16 protein-coding genes and 1 tRNA gene are annotated in these 16,661 nt (G+C 68.8%); 6 read left to right on the top strand and 11 right to left on the bottom strand.

The window, feature by feature from the left end; translation table 11 throughout:
* Positions 1–148: 148 nt before the first annotated feature.
* The 3 genes from AC0IZJ_RS06125 to AC0IZJ_RS06115 are packed head-to-tail and all read right to left on the bottom strand — an operon-like array spanning position 149 to position 2,634.
* A complete protein-coding gene (locus tag AC0IZJ_RS06125; protein WP_471847710.1) occupies positions 149–487 on the bottom strand; it encodes a thioredoxin domain-containing protein in 339 nt (112 codons plus the stop codon).
* A gap of 49 nt (positions 488–536) precedes the next feature.
* Positions 537–1,958 (bottom strand): sensor histidine kinase, encoded by a 1,422-nt coding sequence (locus AC0IZJ_RS06120; RefSeq protein WP_471847708.1) that lies wholly within the window; start codon positions 1,956–1,958, stop codon positions 537–539.
* The gene (locus AC0IZJ_RS06115) at positions 1,951–2,634 is read right to left on the bottom strand and encodes a response regulator transcription factor (protein WP_471847706.1); all 684 of its coding nucleotides are present in this window, start codon (positions 2,632–2,634) and stop codon (positions 1,951–1,953) included. Before AC0IZJ_RS06115 ends, AC0IZJ_RS06120 begins: the two co-directional genes overlap by 8 nt.
* A gap of 180 nt (positions 2,635–2,814) precedes the next feature.
* Here AC0IZJ_RS06115 and AC0IZJ_RS06110 point away from each other — a divergent pair, with 180 nt between their 5' ends.
* The 4 genes from AC0IZJ_RS06110 (at position 2,815) to AC0IZJ_RS06095 (ending at position 7,032) form a co-directional block, all read left to right on the top strand.
* The gene (locus AC0IZJ_RS06110) at positions 2,815–3,777 is read left to right on the top strand and encodes a Bug family tripartite tricarboxylate transporter substrate binding protein (protein WP_471847704.1); all 963 of its coding nucleotides are present in this window, start codon (positions 2,815–2,817) and stop codon (positions 3,775–3,777) included.
* A 151-nt stretch (positions 3,778–3,928) separates the two neighbouring features.
* Positions 3,929–4,447, top strand: coding sequence for a tripartite tricarboxylate transporter TctB family protein (locus AC0IZJ_RS06105; RefSeq protein WP_471848467.1), 519 nt, complete (start codon positions 3,929–3,931; stop codon positions 4,445–4,447).
* Between the two features lie 12 nt (positions 4,448–4,459).
* On the top strand, positions 4,460–5,944 hold the full coding sequence (locus tag AC0IZJ_RS06100; protein ID WP_471847702.1) for a tripartite tricarboxylate transporter permease: 1,485 nt from the start codon (positions 4,460–4,462) through the stop codon (positions 5,942–5,944).
* A 107-nt stretch (positions 5,945–6,051) separates the two neighbouring features.
* A complete protein-coding gene (locus AC0IZJ_RS06095) occupies positions 6,052–7,032 on the top strand; it encodes a YihY/virulence factor BrkB family protein (protein WP_471847700.1) in 981 nt (326 codons plus the stop codon).
* Here AC0IZJ_RS06095 and AC0IZJ_RS06090 read toward each other — a convergent pair.
* The 7 genes from AC0IZJ_RS06090 to ssuE all read right to left on the bottom strand — a co-directional run bounded on the left by AC0IZJ_RS06090 (position 7,003) and on the right by ssuE (position 13,153).
* The gene (locus tag AC0IZJ_RS06090; protein ID WP_471847698.1) at positions 7,003–7,554 is read right to left on the bottom strand and encodes a DNA-3-methyladenine glycosylase; all 552 of its coding nucleotides are present in this window, start codon (positions 7,552–7,554) and stop codon (positions 7,003–7,005) included. The genes AC0IZJ_RS06095 and AC0IZJ_RS06090 overlap by 30 nt on opposite strands.
* Positions 7,555–7,590: 36 nt before the next feature.
* Entirely contained in the window at positions 7,591–8,382 is a 792-nt protein-coding gene (locus AC0IZJ_RS06085; protein ID WP_471847696.1) for an ATP-binding cassette domain-containing protein, read from the bottom strand.
* A 244-nt stretch (positions 8,383–8,626) separates the two neighbouring features.
* Complete coding sequence (gene ssuC, locus AC0IZJ_RS06080) at positions 8,627–9,385, bottom strand: aliphatic sulfonate ABC transporter permease SsuC (protein ID WP_471847694.1); 759 nt, start codon at positions 9,383–9,385, stop codon at positions 8,627–8,629.
* Between the two features lie 2 nt (positions 9,386–9,387).
* Positions 9,388–10,560 carry an FMNH2-dependent alkanesulfonate monooxygenase gene (gene ssuD, locus AC0IZJ_RS06075; protein WP_471847692.1) on the bottom strand — a complete coding sequence of 391 codons (1,173 nt, stop codon included), beginning with the start codon at positions 10,558–10,560 and terminating at the stop codon, positions 9,388–9,390.
* Position 10,561: 1 nt separating this feature from the next.
* The gene (locus AC0IZJ_RS06070; protein WP_471847690.1) at positions 10,562–11,509 is read right to left on the bottom strand and encodes an aliphatic sulfonate ABC transporter substrate-binding protein; all 948 of its coding nucleotides are present in this window, start codon (positions 11,507–11,509) and stop codon (positions 10,562–10,564) included.
* On the bottom strand, positions 11,506–12,471 hold the full coding sequence (locus AC0IZJ_RS06065) for a sulfonate ABC transporter substrate-binding protein (RefSeq protein WP_471847688.1): 966 nt from the start codon (positions 12,469–12,471) through the stop codon (positions 11,506–11,508). The genes AC0IZJ_RS06070 and AC0IZJ_RS06065 overlap by 4 nt, the downstream gene beginning before the upstream one ends.
* Before the next feature lie 124 nt (positions 12,472–12,595).
* Positions 12,596–13,153, bottom strand: coding sequence for an NADPH-dependent FMN reductase (gene ssuE / locus AC0IZJ_RS06060; protein ID WP_471847686.1), 558 nt, complete (start codon positions 13,151–13,153; stop codon positions 12,596–12,598).
* A gap of 169 nt (positions 13,154–13,322) precedes the next feature.
* On the opposite strand from ssuE, the gene AC0IZJ_RS06055 reads away from it, so the two are divergent.
* Positions 13,323–13,598 carry a hypothetical protein gene (locus AC0IZJ_RS06055; RefSeq protein WP_471847684.1) on the top strand — a complete coding sequence of 92 codons (276 nt, stop codon included), beginning with the start codon at positions 13,323–13,325 and terminating at the stop codon, positions 13,596–13,598.
* A 552-nt stretch (positions 13,599–14,150) separates the two neighbouring features.
* Here AC0IZJ_RS06055 and AC0IZJ_RS06050 read toward each other — a convergent pair.
* Positions 14,151–14,225, bottom strand: a tRNA-Arg gene (locus tag AC0IZJ_RS06050).
* 177 nt (positions 14,226–14,402) lie between these two features.
* Here AC0IZJ_RS06050 and katG point away from each other — a divergent pair.
* Entirely contained in the window at positions 14,403–16,610 is a 2,208-nt protein-coding gene (katG, locus tag AC0IZJ_RS06045) for a catalase/peroxidase HPI (protein WP_471847682.1), read from the top strand.
* Positions 16,611–16,661: the final 51 nt, after the last annotated feature.

Raw genomic sequence — 16,661 nt, 5'->3', positions numbered from 1 at the left:
TGCACTGTCCACGCGGGCGCGCGGCTACGGCGACGGCATGCGTGCCGAGCGGATGTCAGTGCAGTCCTACAGGTAGGGCGACATGCTCAGCCTTCGCTCGCCATGCGGAAATTGACCCGTTTTGGGGCCGTCGAACTAGGGGTGATGCTCAGCCCCGGGCTCGAAGGCGGCGCGCCAGCTCGGCGTACTCCGCCGCCACCCGGGCCGGCGTCGCATCCGCCAAGTGGGCGCGCAGCACCCGCCGGAGCGTCTCCGGCTGCGGCGTCAGCGGGCCGGCGAAGCGGATGTGCTCGTCGTCGGCGATCAACAGCGTCGGGAAGGTCTCGATGTCCAGGTCGCCGATCAGCTCCGCCTCGTCCTCGATGTCGATCCAGCGGATGCGCAGGCCGGCCTGCGGCAGTTCGGCGCAAGCGACTTCAAAGATTTGTTGATAGGACTCACAGGTGCGGCACCAGGCGGCGCAGAGGCAGGCGACGTGGACGGTCATGGGACGGCATGGTGCCATGGTGGCAGCCCGCCCTGCGGCAGCGTGGGAATCAGCCGGCCAGAGGCAATTCAACCCGCGCATCCAGCCCGGCAACGCGACCGTCATCCAGGCGGTTGCTCAAGGCCAGTTGCCCACCCAGCGACTGCACCAGCGCCTGGCAGATGGCCAGCCCGAGCCCGGAGCCCTTGCTGGCGTGGCCGACGGCAAAGGGCAGGAAGAGGCGCTGCTGCTGCTCGGCCGTCAGGCCCGTACCGCTGTCGGCGATGAGCAACCGTGCCTCGCCCGCCTGAGCGGTCAGCGCGATGCTCAGGCCTCCATTTGCCGGTGTGTGCTGGATGGCGTTATGCAGCAGGTTGCGCGTCAGCTCGCGCAGCGCCCATTCATGGCTGGCAATGGCTGCCGGCTCGGTGTGGATGTCGAAGTCCAGCCCCTGCTTGGCGATCAGCGGGGCCAGGTCCAGCGCCACGGCACGCACGATCTCGGCCCAGTCCTGCGTCGGCATGGCCTCGCCCTGCTGGCGCATCTGCTCGGCGCGGGCCAGGGCCAGCATCTGGTTGGCGAGTTCGGTGGCGCGGGCCACGGTCATGTCAATCTCGGCCAGCGCCTGCAGCGGCTCCACGTCGCCCTGGCGGGCCGACTGCACCTGCACCTTGAGCACGGCCAGCGGCGTGCGCAACTGGTGCGAGGCATCGCGCACAAAGCGCCTCTGGTGCTCCAGAAGCCGCGCCTGGCGGGCCAGCGCGTCGTTGGTGGCGACGATCAGCGGCGCCAGCTCGGCCGGCATGTCGGGCGCCTGCAGCGGGCTGAGGTCATCGGCGTCGCGGGCCTGCAGGGCGGCGCTGAGCTCGCGCACCGGCCGCGTGGCACGCTGCACCACGGCCCAGACGACGATGGCGATGACGGCCAACAGTGCCGCCTGCCGCCACAGCGTGTGCAGCAGGACCTGGCGTGCCAGGCTGCGGCGGAGCGCCAGCGTCTCGGCGACCTGGATGGTGGCCTGGCCCATGCCGGTCTGCCCAGCCACCGGCTGCACCAGCACGGCCATGCGCACCGGCTCGCCGCGGAAGGTGTCGTCGTAGAAATCCACCAGCGCGGGGTAGGCCGCCTGGTCGGGCAGCTTGCCCTGCCAGGCGGGCAGGTCGTCGTAGCCCGACACCATCTCGCCCTGGAAGCCCAGCACCTTGAAGTAGAGCCGGCTGCGGCTGTCGGTCTCGAAGGCCTCCAGCGCCGCATAGGGCACGGCCGCCACGAGCCGGGCCTGGTCGCCGCTGCCGTCCACGCCCAGCAGCTCGCCGATCGACTTGGCCGACGCCAGCAGCGTGCGGTCGTAGGCCGTGTCGACGGCGCGCAAGGTGTCGCGGTACAGGCTGAGCGTGTTCAGCGTCACCAGCAGGCCCACCGGCAGCAGGATGCCCCACAGCAGGCGGCTGCGCATGGACAGGCGGCCCAGGCGCCTGGCGAAGTCAATCATCGGCTTGCAGCAGGTAGCCCAGGCCGCGCAGCGTGACGAGTTTGGCGCCCGTCGTGGCGAGGCGCTTGCGCAGCCGGTAGGCCACCACCTCGATGGCATCGGGCTGGGCATCGGCAGCGTCGGCAAAGACGAGGTCGAAAAGCTTGTCCTTGGCCACCGCCTGGCCGGGCCGCACCAGCAGCGCGCGCAGCAACGCGGTCTCGCGCGGCGGCAGGTCCAGCGGCTGGCCCTGGTGGACGACGGCGCCGCTTTCCCCGTCCACGCGCAGCCCGCAGAAGCTGGGCGACTCGGCGGCACGGAAGCCCTCGCTCGCCTGACCCTGGCGTCGCAACAGCGCGCGGATGCGGGCCTCCAGTTCGTCCAGGTCGAAGGGCTTGGGCAGGTAGTCGTCGGCGCCGGTGTTCAGGCCCAGGATCTTGTCGCCCAGCGTGCCGCGCGCCGTGATGATGATGACTGGCGTGGCGAGGCCTTCGGCGCGCGCCTGGCTCAGCACGTCCAGGCCGTCCAGGCCGGGCATGGACAGGTCCAGCAGCACGACGTCGGGCACGCTCGCGCGCCAGCGGCTCAGGGCCTTGGCACCGTCGTCGCAGATGCCGACCTTGAAGCCGCGACGCTCGAAGGAGCGCTGCAGCGTGGTCTGCATGGCGGCGTTGTCTTCGATCACCAGCAGCTTCATGGGCCGGGAGGCTAGCACCGGGTCACCTGATGGTCGGAGCTAAGGTTTACCCCGACGGATTGGACAGCCGAATGACAGCCTGACCGTCGAGGATGGCCCCCAAGAAGCAAAGGCTTCTTACGCTGCACGCCAGCGCGTGGGCCCCCCAGAATGGCCCCTTCCAAGACCAAGGAGACAAGCATGCGTCGAGACACCTTTCTGAAGTCCCTCGCGGCCCTGGCCGCCACCGGCGCGTTTCCGCTGGCCGCCCAGGCAGCCGGCGTGCCGGTGAAGATGATGATCCCCGCCAACCCGGGCGGCGGCTGGGACACCACCGGCCGCGCCTTCGGCAAGGCACTCCAGGACGCAGGTGCCGCGTCCTCCGTGCAGTACGAAAACAAGGGCGGCGCGGCCGGTGCGCTGGGCCTGGCCCAGTTCGTCAACGCCAGCAAGGGCGACCCGCATTCGCTGCTGGTCATGGGCGCCGTGATGCTGGGCGGCATCATCACCGGCAAGCCGCCGGTGAGCCTGTCGCAGGCCACGCCGATTGCCCGCCTCATCAGTGAGTACAACGTCTATGTCGTGCATGCGGCCTCGCCGCTGAAGACGATGAAGGACGTGGTCGACCAGCTCAAGAAGGACCCCGGCAGCGTCAAGTGGGGCGGCGGTTCGCGCGGCGCCACCGAGCACATCGCCGCGGCCATGATCGCCCGCGACGTGGGCGTAGATGCCGCCAAGATCAACTACGTGCCCTTCCGCGGCGGCGGCGAGGCGACGGCGGCCATCCTGGGCGGCAACGTCACCATCGGCGGCAGCGGCTTCAGCGAGTTCCAGCCTTATCTGGACAGCGGCAAGATGCGCGCCCTCGCCGTCACGGCGCCGGCCCGCATCAAGGGCCTGAACGCGCCGACGTTGAAGGAGCTGGGCATCGACGTCGAGATCGGCAACTGGCGTGGCGTCTATGCGCCTCCCGGCATCACGGCCGAGCAGCGCAAGGCGCTGACGGACATGGTCGTGCAGGCCACCAAGAGCAAGAGCTGGGCGGAGTCCATCGAGAAGAACGGCTGGACGCCGGCGCTGCTGGCAGGCCCGGAGTTCGACGCCTTCGTCGACAAGGAGTTCGCGACGCTGCGCGCGATCATGGTCAAGTCCGGAATGATCTAGAGCCCCTCGCCTGGCCCGCCGCGCTGAACGCGGGCGGGCCAGTCGATCCCCCGAGGGGATGGCGATGCTCGCGGCATTCAGCCGCTCGCACATCGCCACAGCGGGCCGGCTTGGGAGCGGCCCGGCGCTCGGCCCGAATACCAATACGGAGATGTCCTCGATGAGCGGTCTTCCTTCCACATCTGGACAGGCGCTGGTGGGCGTCGGCGTCCTCGCAGTTGGCGCCGTCATGGCGTTCGGCGCCACCTTCATCTCCTCTGACGCGGGCTATGCCGGCGTCGGCCCCAACGCGCTGCCATGGCTGGTGTCGGTCGTGCTGATGATCTGCGGCGCCTGGCTGGTGTGGGAGGCGCGCAGCGGCGGCTATCGCGAGATGGACGAGCCGTCCGGTGCCGAGCGTGGCGACTGGCAGGCGGTGGCCTGGGTGGTGGCCGGCGTGGTGGCCAATGCCAGCCTCATCACGACCATCGGTTTCATCCTGTCCTGCGGCCTGTGCTTCGCGCTCGCGGTGCGTGGCCTGCGCATGGCGGAGGGCAAGGCCGGCGGGGGTGCCAAGCGCAGCGCCATCGACCTGCTCACCGGCGTCGCCATCGCGGCCCCGGTGTTCTGGATGTTCACCAAGCTGCTCGCCATCAATCTGCCCGGCCTGACGGCCAGCGGCTGGCTCTGAAGGAACGCTCACATGCTCGACCTCTGGAACCAACTGATGGGCGGCTTTGCCACCGCTGGCACGCCCATCAACCTGCTGTGGGCCTTTCTCGGCTGCGTCATCGGCACCGGCATCGGCGTGCTGCCCGGCCTCGGCCCGGCGGTCACGGTCGCCATGCTGCTGCCCATCACCTCGCAGGTCGAGCCGACCGCGTCGATGATCTTCTTCGCCGGCATCTACTACGGCGCGATGTACGGCGGCTCGACGACGTCCATCCTGCTCAACACGCCCGGCGAGACGGGCACGATGGTGACGGCGCTGGAAGGCTTCAAGATGGCCAAGAGCGGCCGTGCCGGCGCGGCGCTGGCCACGGCGGCCATCGGCTCCTTCGTGGCCGGCACCATCGCGACGGTGCTCGTCACCTTGTTCGCGCCGATCGTGGCGGATTTCGCTGTCACGCTGGGCCCGCCGGAGTACTTCCTGCTGATGCTGCTGGCGTTCACCACCGTCAGCGCAGTGCTGGGCAAGAGCACGCTGCGCGGCATGACGGCGCTCTTCATCGGCCTGGCGCTGGGCCTGATTGGGCTGGACCAGATCACCGGCCAGGTGCGCTACACGGCGGGCGTGCCGGAGTTCATGGACGGCATCGAGACCGTGCTCGTGGCCGTCGGCCTGTTCGCGGTCGGCGAGACGCTCTACATGGCGCTCTATGAAGGCCGCAGCAAGCAGGAGATCAACAAGCTGAGCAGCGTGCACATGACGAAGAAGGAGTGGAAACGCTCCATCCCGGCCTGGCTGCGCGGCACTTTCATCGGCTTCCCGTTCGGCACCATCCCGGCGGGCGGCTCGGAGATCCCGACCTTTCTCAGCTACGCCGTCGAGCGCAAGCTCAGCCCGCACAAGGAAGAGTTCGGCACGACCGGCGCCATCGAAGGTGTGGCCGGCCCGGAGGCCGCCAACAACGCCGCCGTGACGGCCACCCTCGTGCCGCTGCTGACGCTGGGCATTCCGACCTCGGTCACGGCCGCCATCCTGCTCAGCGCATTGCAGAACTACGGCATCCAGGCCGGCCCGCAGCTGTTCACCACGTCCTCCACGCTGGTGTGGGCGCTGATCGCCTCGCTCTACATCGGCAACGTGATGCTGCTGGTGCTGAACCTGCCGCTGGTGGGCCTGTGGGTCAAGCTGCTCAAGATCCCGAAGCCGCAGCTCTATGCGGGCATCCTGATCTTCGCCACGGTGGGCGTTTACGGCATGCGCCAGAGCGCGTTCGACCTGTTCCTGATGCTGGCCCTGGGCCTGATGGGCGTCGCCATGCGGCGCTTCGACTTCCCGACCGCACCGGTCGTCGTCGGCATGATCCTCGGGCCGCTGGCCGAGGCGCAGGGGCGCAATGCGCTGTCCATCGGCAGCGGCAACTGGGGCGTGTTCGTCGAGCGGCCGATGTCGATGGGTCTGTTGGTGCTGCTGGCTGCGGTGCTGGTGGTGCCCCGGCTGTACAAGCTGATCCGACGTTGATCCGGCATTTCGCGCCTGTCGGCATCGGCCTACATGCAGAGGGGCCGCGCGCCGGCCTGCATGTCCGTCGGGCTGCCCTGCAATGAAGCCATTGCAGGGGTATCGCGATGGCAGAAGGACTCGGACACACGCTTCAGGCTTCTCCGGCTGAAGGGGCGCAGCGCGCGCTGAAGGAGGCGTCGCGCTGGTCGGTCGGCACGTGGTGGAAGCTCATCAAGGACGCGCTGAGCAGCTGGCTCGACGACTACGCGCCGAGCATGGGCGCCGCGTTGTCGTACTACACGGTGTTTTCGCTGGCGCCGCTGCTGGTCATCGTGGTGTCGCTCGCAGGGCTGGTGTTCGGCACGGAGGCCGTCCGGGGCGAGATCTTCGGGCAGATCGCGGGTCTGATGGGCGCGGAGGCGGCCAAGGCGGTCGAGGACATGCTGGCCGCCATGAGCAAACCCAGCACCGGCGTTCTCGGCACCGTCGCGGGTGTTGCGGTGCTGCTGATCGGCGCAACCACCGTTTTCGGCGAGCTCCAGGACGCGCTCGACCGCATCTGGCGCGCGCCGGTGCGGCAGAAGACGAGCGGCATCTGGTCGCTGGTGCGGCAGCGCCTGCTGTCCTTCGGCATGATCCTCGGCATCGCCTTCCTGCTGCTCGTCTCGCTGGTGGCGGGCGCGGCCATCTCCGCCTTGGGCAAGTGGTGGGGCGGCTGGTTCGAAGGCTGGGAGGTGGTGGCCCAGATCGTCAACGTGGTGCTCGGCTTTGCGCTGACCACGGCGGTGTTCGCCCTCATCTACAAGGTCATGCCGCGCGTCAAGGTCGGCTGGGGCGACGTGTGGGTGGGTGCCGCCGTCACGGCGCTGCTGTTCACCATCGGCCGCTTCCTCATCGGCCTGTACATCGGCAAGACCGGTGTGGCCAGCGGCTTCGGCGCGGCGGGCTCGGTGGCGGTGGTCTTCGTGTGGGTCTACTACTCGGCGCAGATCTTTCTGGTGGGCGCCGAGTTCACCTGGGTCTACGCCCAACGGCTGGGCTCGCGGCGCGGCATGGCGGCGGTGGAGCGGCGAGTCTCAATCCAGCCGACGGCTCAGGAAAGGTGACCCGGCCACACCGAAGCGCCAGGGCAGCTCGGCCGCCTTGGTGATGCCGATGCGGGCGCCGGTGGCGATGTCCACGAACTTCGTTGGCGCGCGCAGCTCGAAGGGTGGCCGGTCCAGGGCGAGCCCGTCCAGCGCCTTGTCGATGCCCAGCGCCTGGCCAAGGCGGCCGGGGCCCGAAGCGATCAGGCGCGGCTGCGCCGTCCGGCGGCGTTCGCTCATCACGTCGATGCCGTGCGTCGGTTCCAGCGCGCGGATCAGTACGGCCGCGCCGTGGCCGGCTTCACGGCAGACGAAGTTCAGGCACCAGTGCAGGCCGTAGATCAGGTAGACGTAGGCATGGCCCGGTGGGCCGAACATCGCGCCGTTGCGAGCCGTGGGGCCCTTGAAGCTGTGTGACGCGGGGTCGTCCAGGTCATAGGCCTCGGTCTCGACGATGACGCCGCCGACGCCGTCCACGAGCAGCGTCCAGCCCAGCAACTGCTGGGCGAGGGCGACGGGACTGTCTCCAAAGTTCAGTGTCATGGCGCAAGCGGGGCAAGCCGCTTGCCATTCTCCGGGTTACGCGATTGCCGGATGGCCAATGATGTGCCGCAGCACCCTGTCTTCCAGTTCGGCGAACCCCGGCGCGGCGCGCGAGCGTGAGCGGGGCAGCGTCACCGCCGCGTCCAGCGCAATGCCGCCGCGGTCGATGAGCAGCACGCGGTCGGCCAGAGCCACGGCTTCGGCCACGTCGTGCGTGACCAGCAGCGCCGTGAAGCCGTGCCGCTGCCACAACTGCTCGATGAGGCGGTGCATCTCCAACCGCGTCAGCGCGTCCAGCGCGCCGAGCGGCTCGTCCAGCAGCAGCAGGCGCGGGCGGTGCACCAGCGCGCGTGCCAGGGCGACGCGCTGGCGCTGGCCGCCCGAGAGCGTCGCCGGCCATTCGTCGCCGCGCCCGGCCAGGCCGACCTGGGCCAGCGCCTCCATCGCGCGGGCCTTGGCGTCGCGGCCGGTGAGGCCGAGGGCCACGTTGTCGACGACGCGCTTCCAGGGCAGCAGGCGGGCGTCCTGGAACATCAGCCGGCGTTCGCTGTCCGTGCCGGCCTCGACGATGCCGGCGCTCGGCGCGTCCAGACCGGCGATGAGTCGCAGCAATGTGCTCTTGCCGCAGCCGCTGCGGCCCACCAGGGCGACGAACTCGCCCGGAGCGACGTTCAGGTCCAGGTTCTGCAGCACATGGCGGCTGCCGAATGACTTGTCGACGCCGCGCAACTTGAGCGCAAGGCCGTTGGACGTGTCGCGTACGGGCGCCGCCTTTTCGGTCACGTGCTCGGGTGACTGAACCGGGTTGTCGATCTCGGTGAGAAACATGTCAGATTCCTTCAGCCTGGATTCGGCAGTTGGGCGCGCCCGAGGGGCTGGCGAGGCGGGTTGCTGGCAAGGCGCGACGACGCAGTGGGCTCTCGCCCACCAGGAGGAGCAACGCAGTCAGCGGCCCGAAGCGCCAGACCAGCGGGCGTGCAGCGCTGGTTACCGGAGTGGTGTCCGTCGTGCAATGGTTTGGGTCCAGATGCATCCTGACCTTCGTTGAATAGCAAGCGGTCAATTGCCGGATCTAGGCTGTGGCGTAACCGCGATGCCAGGGCAGCCAGGCTTTCTCAAGCCCGCGGGCGACGACATCGGCCAGCTTGCCGAGCAGCGCGTAGAGCAGGATGCCCACGAGCACGATGTCGGTCTGCAGGAACTCGCGGGCGTTCATCGTCAGGTAGCCGATGCCGGCCTCGGCCGACAGCGTCTCGGCGACGATGAGCAGCACCCACATCAGGCCCAAAGAGAAACGCAGGCCGACGAGGATGGAGGGCAGGGCGCCAGGCAGGATGACTTGTCTATACAACCGCCAGCCCGACAGGCCGTAGCTGCGCGCCATCTCGATGAGGTCGCGGTCGACGTTGCGGATGCCGTGGAAGGTGTTCAGGTAGACGGGGAAGAAAACCCCCACCGACACCAGCACCAGCTTGGCCGCCTCGTCGATGCCGAACCACAGGATGACCAGCGGAATCAGCGCCAGCGCGGGGATGTTGCGCAGCATCTGCAACGTCGTGTCGAGCAGCGCTTCGGCACGTCGCCAGGTGCCGGTCAACAGGCCCAGCACCAGGCCCAGGCCGCCGCCGATGGCCAGCGCCGAAAAGGCCCGCGCCGTGCTGACGGCGACGTGATGCGCCAGCTCGCCCGAGCGCAGCAGCTTCCAGAACGCGGCCAGCACGGCGGCCGGCTCCGGCAGGATGCGCACGGAAAGCAGGCCGCTGCGCGACGCGATCTCCCAGGCGACGAGGATGGCGGCGGGCAGCAGCCAGGGGGTGAGGCGGCGCAGCATGGTCAGGACGCGGACACGGCCTTGGGCACGTAGCTGTTGGCCACGACCTCGCCGAACGGCCCGGTCAGCGCCGGTTGCCTGAGCTTCTCGCGCACATCCAGCGGCAGCAGCGGGAACACCAGCTCGGCGAAGCGGTGCGCTTCGTCCAGGTGCGGGTAGCCGCTGAGGATGAAGTACTCCAGGCCGATGTCCGAATACTCCTTGATGCGGTCCGCCACCTGCTGCGGGCTGCCCACCAGGGCTGTGCCCGCGCCGCCGCGCACCAGGCCCACGCCGGCCCACAGGTTGGGAGAAATCTCCAGGCCGGCGCGCACATTGTTCTTGTCGAACTGGCCGCCATGGAGCTCGGCCATGCGGCGCTGGCCGACCGAGTCCATGGTCTTGAAGCGGGCCTGGGCGGCCGTCACGGTGGCTTCGTCCAGCTCGGACAGCAGCTCGGTGGCGGCGCGCCAGGCTTCGTCTTCGGTCTCGCGCACGATGACATGCAGGCGGATGCCGTAGCTCAGCTGGCGGCCCCGTTGCGCAGCGCGCTCGCGCACGTCTTGCAGCTTCTTCTCGACATCCGCCGGCGGTTCGCCCCAGGTCAGGTAGGTGTCGACCTGCTCTGCGGCGAGGTCGTGTGCCGGGCCCGAGGAGCCGCCGAAAAACACCGGCGGGTAGGGGTTGTTGATGGGCGGGTAGAGCACTTTGCCGCCCTTGACGCTGAGGTGGTCCCCGTCGAAGTCCAGCGGCTCGCCGGTGTGCGAGCGGGTCAGCAGGTCACGCCAGATGCGGATGAACTCGGCGGATTGCTCGTAGCGCTCGGCGTGGCCCAGGAACTGCCCGTCGCCGGCCAGCTCGTCGGGGTCGCCGCCGGTGACGAGATTGACGAGCAGGCGGCCACCCGAGAGCCGGTCCAGCGTGGCAGCCATGCGGGCACTCTGCGAGGGGGCCACGAGGCCGGGGCGCAGCGCGACGAGGAACTTGAGGTTTTTCGTCGCGTCGATGAGGCCGGCGGCGACGATCCACGAGTCTTCGCAGCTGCGGCCCGTCGGCAGCAGCACGCCTTCGTAGCCGAGGCTGTCGGCGGCAATGGCGATCTGCTTGAAGTAGGCGTGGTCGGCGACGCGCGCGCCGCGCGAGCTGCCGAGGTAGCGGCTGTCGCCGTGGGTGGGGATGAACCAGAAGATCTTCATGTCATGCCTTCTTGATGGGTGTGGCAATGGCGTCGGCGACGCGGATGCTTCGGGGAATCAGGCCCAGCTCGGTGAACGAGTCGGCCACGAGCTGCTGCTCCTTGATGATCTCGTTCGTCAGCGGCGCCACCGGCGCGGCGCCGCGGCGCTCGACCATCTTGTAGACCGTGGCCAGTGGCAGACCGGCGAACTCGGCGTAGCGCTGCACGGCGTCGCGGCGTTCGGCGCGGGCGCGCGTGTCGGTATCGGTCAGGGCCTCGAACAAAGTCTTCACCAGCGCGGTGTCGCGGCTCAGCGCGCGCGATGCGAGGTAGAAGGTGTTGTTGTTCGTCAGCCCCCGGCTGGTGGCCAGGGCGCGCAGCTCGCCAGTCACTTCAGCGGCGGCGTAATACGGGTCCCACACGGCCCATGCGTCGACCGAGCCGCGCTCGAAGGCGGCGCGGGCGTCGGCAGGCGGCAGGTAGACGGCCTGGATGTCGGACCAGCCGAGGCCCGCCTTCTTCACCGCCCGGACGGTCAGGAAGTGGGCGCTGCTGCCCTTCTGCAAGGCGATGCGTCGGCCCTTCAAATCGGCCAGCGTCTTCAGCGGCGAATCAGGCTTGACGAGCACGGCCGAGCTGTCGGGCTTGGGCGGCTCGGCGCCGACGTAGACGACGTCCTTGCCCGCCGCCTGCGCGAACACCGGCGGTGCGTCGCCGGTGGCGCCGAACTCCACGCTGCCCAGGGCCAGCGCCTCCAGCAGCTGCGGGCCGGCGGGGAACTCGGTCCACTGGATGCGCGTGCCAGGCAGTCGCTGCTCCAGCAGGCCGTAGCTCTTGAGCAGCGCGAGGTTGAAGGAGCCCTTCTGGAAGCCGATGCGCAGGGCGGGCGATGCCTGGGCGCGCGTCCACACCGAAGCCGTCGTGGCGAGGATGGCGACGGCGGCACGCCGCGTCGTCTGGATGCTCATTTCGCAGCCTCGGCGACCTTGATGGAGCCAGGCAGGGCGTCTGCCACGCGGATGGGGTTGGGGATCAGGCCCAGGCCGTGGAAGGTGTCGGCGATCTTCTGCTGCTCGGCCGCGACGGCGGGCGTCAGCGGCTTCACGCCGAACTGGTAGCGCGTCAGGCTCAGCTCGACGACCTCGGTCGACAGGCCCTGCAGCGGCGCAATGACGGCGGCGGCGGCCTTGATGTTGGCCTTCAGCCAGACGGCCTGCGCCTGCGTGTCCTCGAACAGCGCCTGCACGACCTTGGGCTGCTTGTCGACATAACCGCGCTCGGCCAGGTAGTAGGCGTAGTTGTTGACGATGCCGCGGCCGTCCTGCAACACGCGCGCACCGCTCTGCTTTTCGACGGCGGCAAGGAAGGGGTCCCAGATCACCCACGCATCCACCGCGCCGCGCTCGAAGGCCGCGCGCGCGTCGGCCGGCGGCAGGTAGACAGGCTGGATGTCGCCGAACTTCAGGCCCTGCTTCTCCAGCGCCTTGACGATCAGGAAGTGGACGTTGCTGCCCTTGTTCAACGCAATCTTTTTGCCTTTGAGCTCGGCTACCGACTTGATCGGTGAATCCTTGGGCACGACGATGGCTTCGGCCTCCGGCGCGGCCGGGTCGAAACCGATATAGACGAACTTGGCGCCGGCGGCCTGAGCAAAGATGGGCGGTGCTTCGCCGACGAAGCCCACGTCAACGGCGCCGACGTTCAGGCCTTCCAGCAACTGCGGGCCGGCGGGGAACTCCACCCACTTCACCGACACGCCCAGCGGCGCCAGGCGCTTTTCAAGCGAGCCGCTGGACTTCTGCAGCGTCAGCAGGCTGGCCGATTTTTGGAAGCCGATGCGAAGAGTGCCGCCCGATTGGGCTGTGGCATGAAAGCTGGCGGCGGCGATGAGCAGCGGCGCGGCCAGGCGGAAGAGAGAACGGAGAAACATGAGAGGGTGTCCTGTGCAAAAAAGTCCCGGCGCTCGGTCGCACCCGATCCGCGCCGGAGCGCCGGGAAGAAGTCGCCGAACCCGGTGGGGTGGCGAGGAGACAAGAAGTGGCTTGGCTGGCGGTTCAACGCCGACAGCTGAGTTCGGCAACGCTGCGCATTCGCGCGGCCGGCGCGATGGGTTCGAGCGCACGGTCCAGCCGGGCGAGCAGTTCGGGCGCCGGTACATAACCGCCCGCTTCATGGCGTTGCAGCTGGGCGTCGGTGGCAAATACACCGTCCAGCACATGGCGAGCGCCCAGGGCCGACAGCACCGGCTTCAACGCGTAATCCAGCGCCAGCAGGTGCGCCGCACTGCCGCCGGTGGCCAGCGGCAGCACCGTCTTGCCGCGCAGGGCCTCGGGCGGCAGCAGGTCCAGAAAGACCTTCAGCAAGCCCGAGTAGGCCGCCTTGTAGATCGGTGTGCCGACGATGACGAGGCTGGCGGCGGCGATGGCGTCGACGGCCTGAGCGATGGCCGGCTCCTGGGCGTCGGCCAGCAGCAGCGCGGCGGCCGGCAGCTCGCGCACGGCGACATGCGCGTTGCGTGTTGCCACGCCTTCGAGCCGCGTGACGGCGAACTGCGTGAGCCAGGCAGAGCGCGAGCGTTCACTGGGACTGCCGGAGATGCTGGTGATGTGCATGATGGCCTGCGTGTGTTCAGGCTTTGCACGATAGGGAAGGGCGCTTCCTCGCGGAACGAAGGAAAGCGGCGATGCTTATTCGCGGAGCGTTGGCGCGGAGTTCCGCCGCCTTCGCAGGCATGACGGTTGCCGGTCCTTCAGCTCTTGAAACATCCAAGGAGCAGCAGCCATGACCAACAACCCCTTGCGGCATGTCGGCCAGACCGCACGGCCTGAAGAAGCCGCGCAGACGCCAGACGAACAGGCCGGCGACGCCGGATCGGAAGCGCGCCAGCAGAACCAGACGGATGAGGCCGATGGCAAGCTCCCGCAGCACCCGGTCGCGAAGCAGCCGGATCAGAAGGAATCGGCAGCACCGGGAGCGCGTCGGCCAGTCCCTGGCGCGAAGGAGATTCGCGACCTCGAGCCCGGCGAGCCACCGCCGGAGTCGAGCGCCGGCTCCTGAGCAGCGCACGAAAGAAGGCGCAGGTCTCAGGCTCGTTCAGGAGGCCTCGACGCACTGGGTCGATGCGGACATCAAGCGCGCTTGCGCGTCGATGCTGTTCCTGAAGTTTGCTGAGGCCTGCGCCCGGAACGAAATTTAGGCTGGCCGCCCCGGGCCTCGGGTAGGAACGCGACGCTCTTGCCCGTCAGACAAATCCGGCAGTCGCGGTTTCGCTGGCTCACCCCATGAGCCGCTGCGGCGGCAGCATCTGCGCCATGACTGAAGCCCTCAACCCCACCACGCCGCTCCCTGCTTCAACCAGCGACAACGGCATCCTCGCGCGCGTGCCCGGCCAGTGCATCGCACAGGCCAGCAAATCCCTGCCCGACCCAGCCTGTGCCGTTGACGACGAAATGAGTGTCGAGATCGACGCCGCATGGGCAGGTCGCGTGCGCCTGACGTTCAGGAAGCGGCACTACAGCAGGCCGCGAGGCAAGACGTCCTATGCCGCCTGGCTCTGCCACCACGCCGAGAGCGTGATGCCGGCGGGTGGCGTGCCGTGCAGCTCTGAACTGGTCCCTCCGGCGGGAATCGAACCCACATTTGCCGCTTAGGAGGCGGCCGTTCTATCCATTGAACTACGGAGAGGATCACCGGCACGGCAAGGGCCATGCGAGGGCGCGGATTCTCGCATGCAGCGTGGGCGCGCTTGGCAGCCGCGAGCGGCGGCATTTCTGGCTATCGCCGCGATTGGGACGTTTGCGTTGCTGCCCCCGGGGTCGACTTCTAGACTGCGCCGCACCGCTTACATCCCTGGAGGCAACGATGACCACCGATTACAAGTGCCCGTTCTCGGGCAGCACGACCCGCCTGCACACCTCCTCCGGCAGCCGGGGCAACCGCGACTGGTGGCCCAACCAGCTGAACGTGGCCATCCTCCACCAGCACTCGCCGCGCGCCAACCCGATGGGCACGGCCTTCAACTACACCGAGGCGTTCAAGACGCTGGACCTCGACGCCGTCATCCAGGACCTGCACGCGTTGATGACCGACTCGCAGGACTGGTGGCCGGCCGACTACGGCCACTACGGCCCCTTCTTCATCCGCATGGCCTGGCACGCCGCCGGCACTTACCGCACCCACGACGGCCGCGGTGGCGCGGGCACCGGCGCGCAGCGGTTCGCGCCGCTGAACAGCTGGCCCGACAACGGCAACCTCGACAAGGCGCGCCGCCTGCTCTGGCCCATCAAGCAGAAGTACGGCAGCAAGATTTCGTGGGCCGACCTCGTCGTGCTGACGGGCAATGTCGCGCTCGAATCGATGGGCTTCAAGACCTTCGGTTTCGCCGGTGGCCGCGCCGACATCTGGGAGCCCGAGGTCGACATCTACTGGGGCCCCGAGAGCGCCTGGCTGGCGACCAGCGACAAGCCCGGCGGCCGCTACAGCGGCGAGCGCGACCTGGCCAACCCACTGGCCGCCGTGCAGATGGGCCTGATCTATGTGAACCCCGAAGGCCCGGACGGCAACCCCGACCCGGCGGCTTCGGCGCGCGATGTGCGCGAGACCTTTGCCCGCATGGCGATGGACGACGAGGAGACCGTGGCGCTGGTGGCCGGCGGCCACACCTTCGGCAAGGCGCACGGTGCAGGCGACCCCAAGCATGTCGGGGCCGAACCCGAAGGCGCAGACCTCATCGAGCAGGGCCTTGGCTGGTCCAACAGCTTCGAGACGGGCATCGCGGGTCATGTCATCACCAGCGGCCTGGAAGGCGCCTGGAAGCCCAACCCGACGACCTGGGACAACGGCTATTTCGACACGCTGTTCGGCTACGAGTGGGAGCTGACCCGGAGCCCGGCGGGCGCCCAGCAGTGGCGGCCCAAGGGCGGTGCAGGCGGCGATACGGTGGTCGACGCGCATGACCCCGGCAAGCGCCACGCTCCAATGATGTCCACCGCCGACATGGCCCTGCGCGTGGACCCGGCCTACGAGGCGATCTCGCGCCGCTTCCACGCCAATCCGGAGCAGTTCGCCGACGCCTTCGCCCGCGCCTGGTTCAAGCTGACCCACCGTGACATGGGCCCCATCGCGCGCTACCTCGGCCCGCTGGTGCCCAAGGAGGAACTGATCTGGCAGGACCGGGTGCCGGCGGTCGACCACGCGCTGGTCAGCGAGCAGGACGTGGCCGCGTTGAAGGCGCAGGTGCTGGCCTCCGGACTGAGCATTTCCGAGCTGGTGTCGACGGCGTGGGCCTCGGCCTCCACCTTCCGCGGCAGCGACAAGCGCGGGGGTGCCAACGGCGCGCGCATCCGCCTGGCGCCGCAGAAGGACTGGGCCGTCAACGAACCGGCGCGGCTGGCCAAGGTGCTGGCCAAGCTCGAAGCGATCCAGCAGCAGTTCAACGTGAGTGGCAAGACCATTTCGCTGGCCGACCTGATCGTGCTGGCCGGTGGTGCCGCCATCGAGGAGGCCGCGAAGCGGGCCGGGCAGCGCATCGAGGTGCCCTTCGCGCCAGGCCGCACCGATGCCTCGCAGGCGCAAACCGACGCTGAGTCTTTCGCCGTGCTGGAGCCGGTGGCTGATGGTTTTCGGAACTATCTGAAGCCGGGCGTGGATGGCTCGCAGGCCGCCGAGCTGCTGCTGGACAAGGCTCATCTGCTGAACCTCAGCGCGCCGGAGATGGCCGCGCTGATCGGCGGCTTGCGCGTGCTGGACACCAACTTCGGTCAATCGAAGCTGGGTGTGCTCACCACGCGGCCGGGCCAGCTGACGCAGGACTTCTTCGTCAACCTGCTCGACATGCGCACCAAGTGGCGCCGGTCGGAGACGCAGCCCGAGGTCATTGAAGGCTGCGACCGCGGCACGGGCGAGGTGAAGTGGACGGCCAGCGTGGTGGACCTTGTGTTCGGCTCCAACTCGCAGCTGCGCGCCATTGCCGAGGCACTTGGGGCCAGTGACGCCAACGCCGCCTTCCTGCGCGACTTCGTCGCGGCCTGGGTCAAGGTCATGAACGCGGACCGGTTCGACCTGCGCTGAACCCGCCCAACTCCTGGCTCCCCAGAAGGGCCTGTGCGCTGATCCGGCGCA

This window comes from Roseateles sp. AC306 (assembly GCF_979253795.1).
Note: the sequence above shows the minus strand (reverse complement) of the source record. Positions and strands in the feature narration are given on the sequence as shown.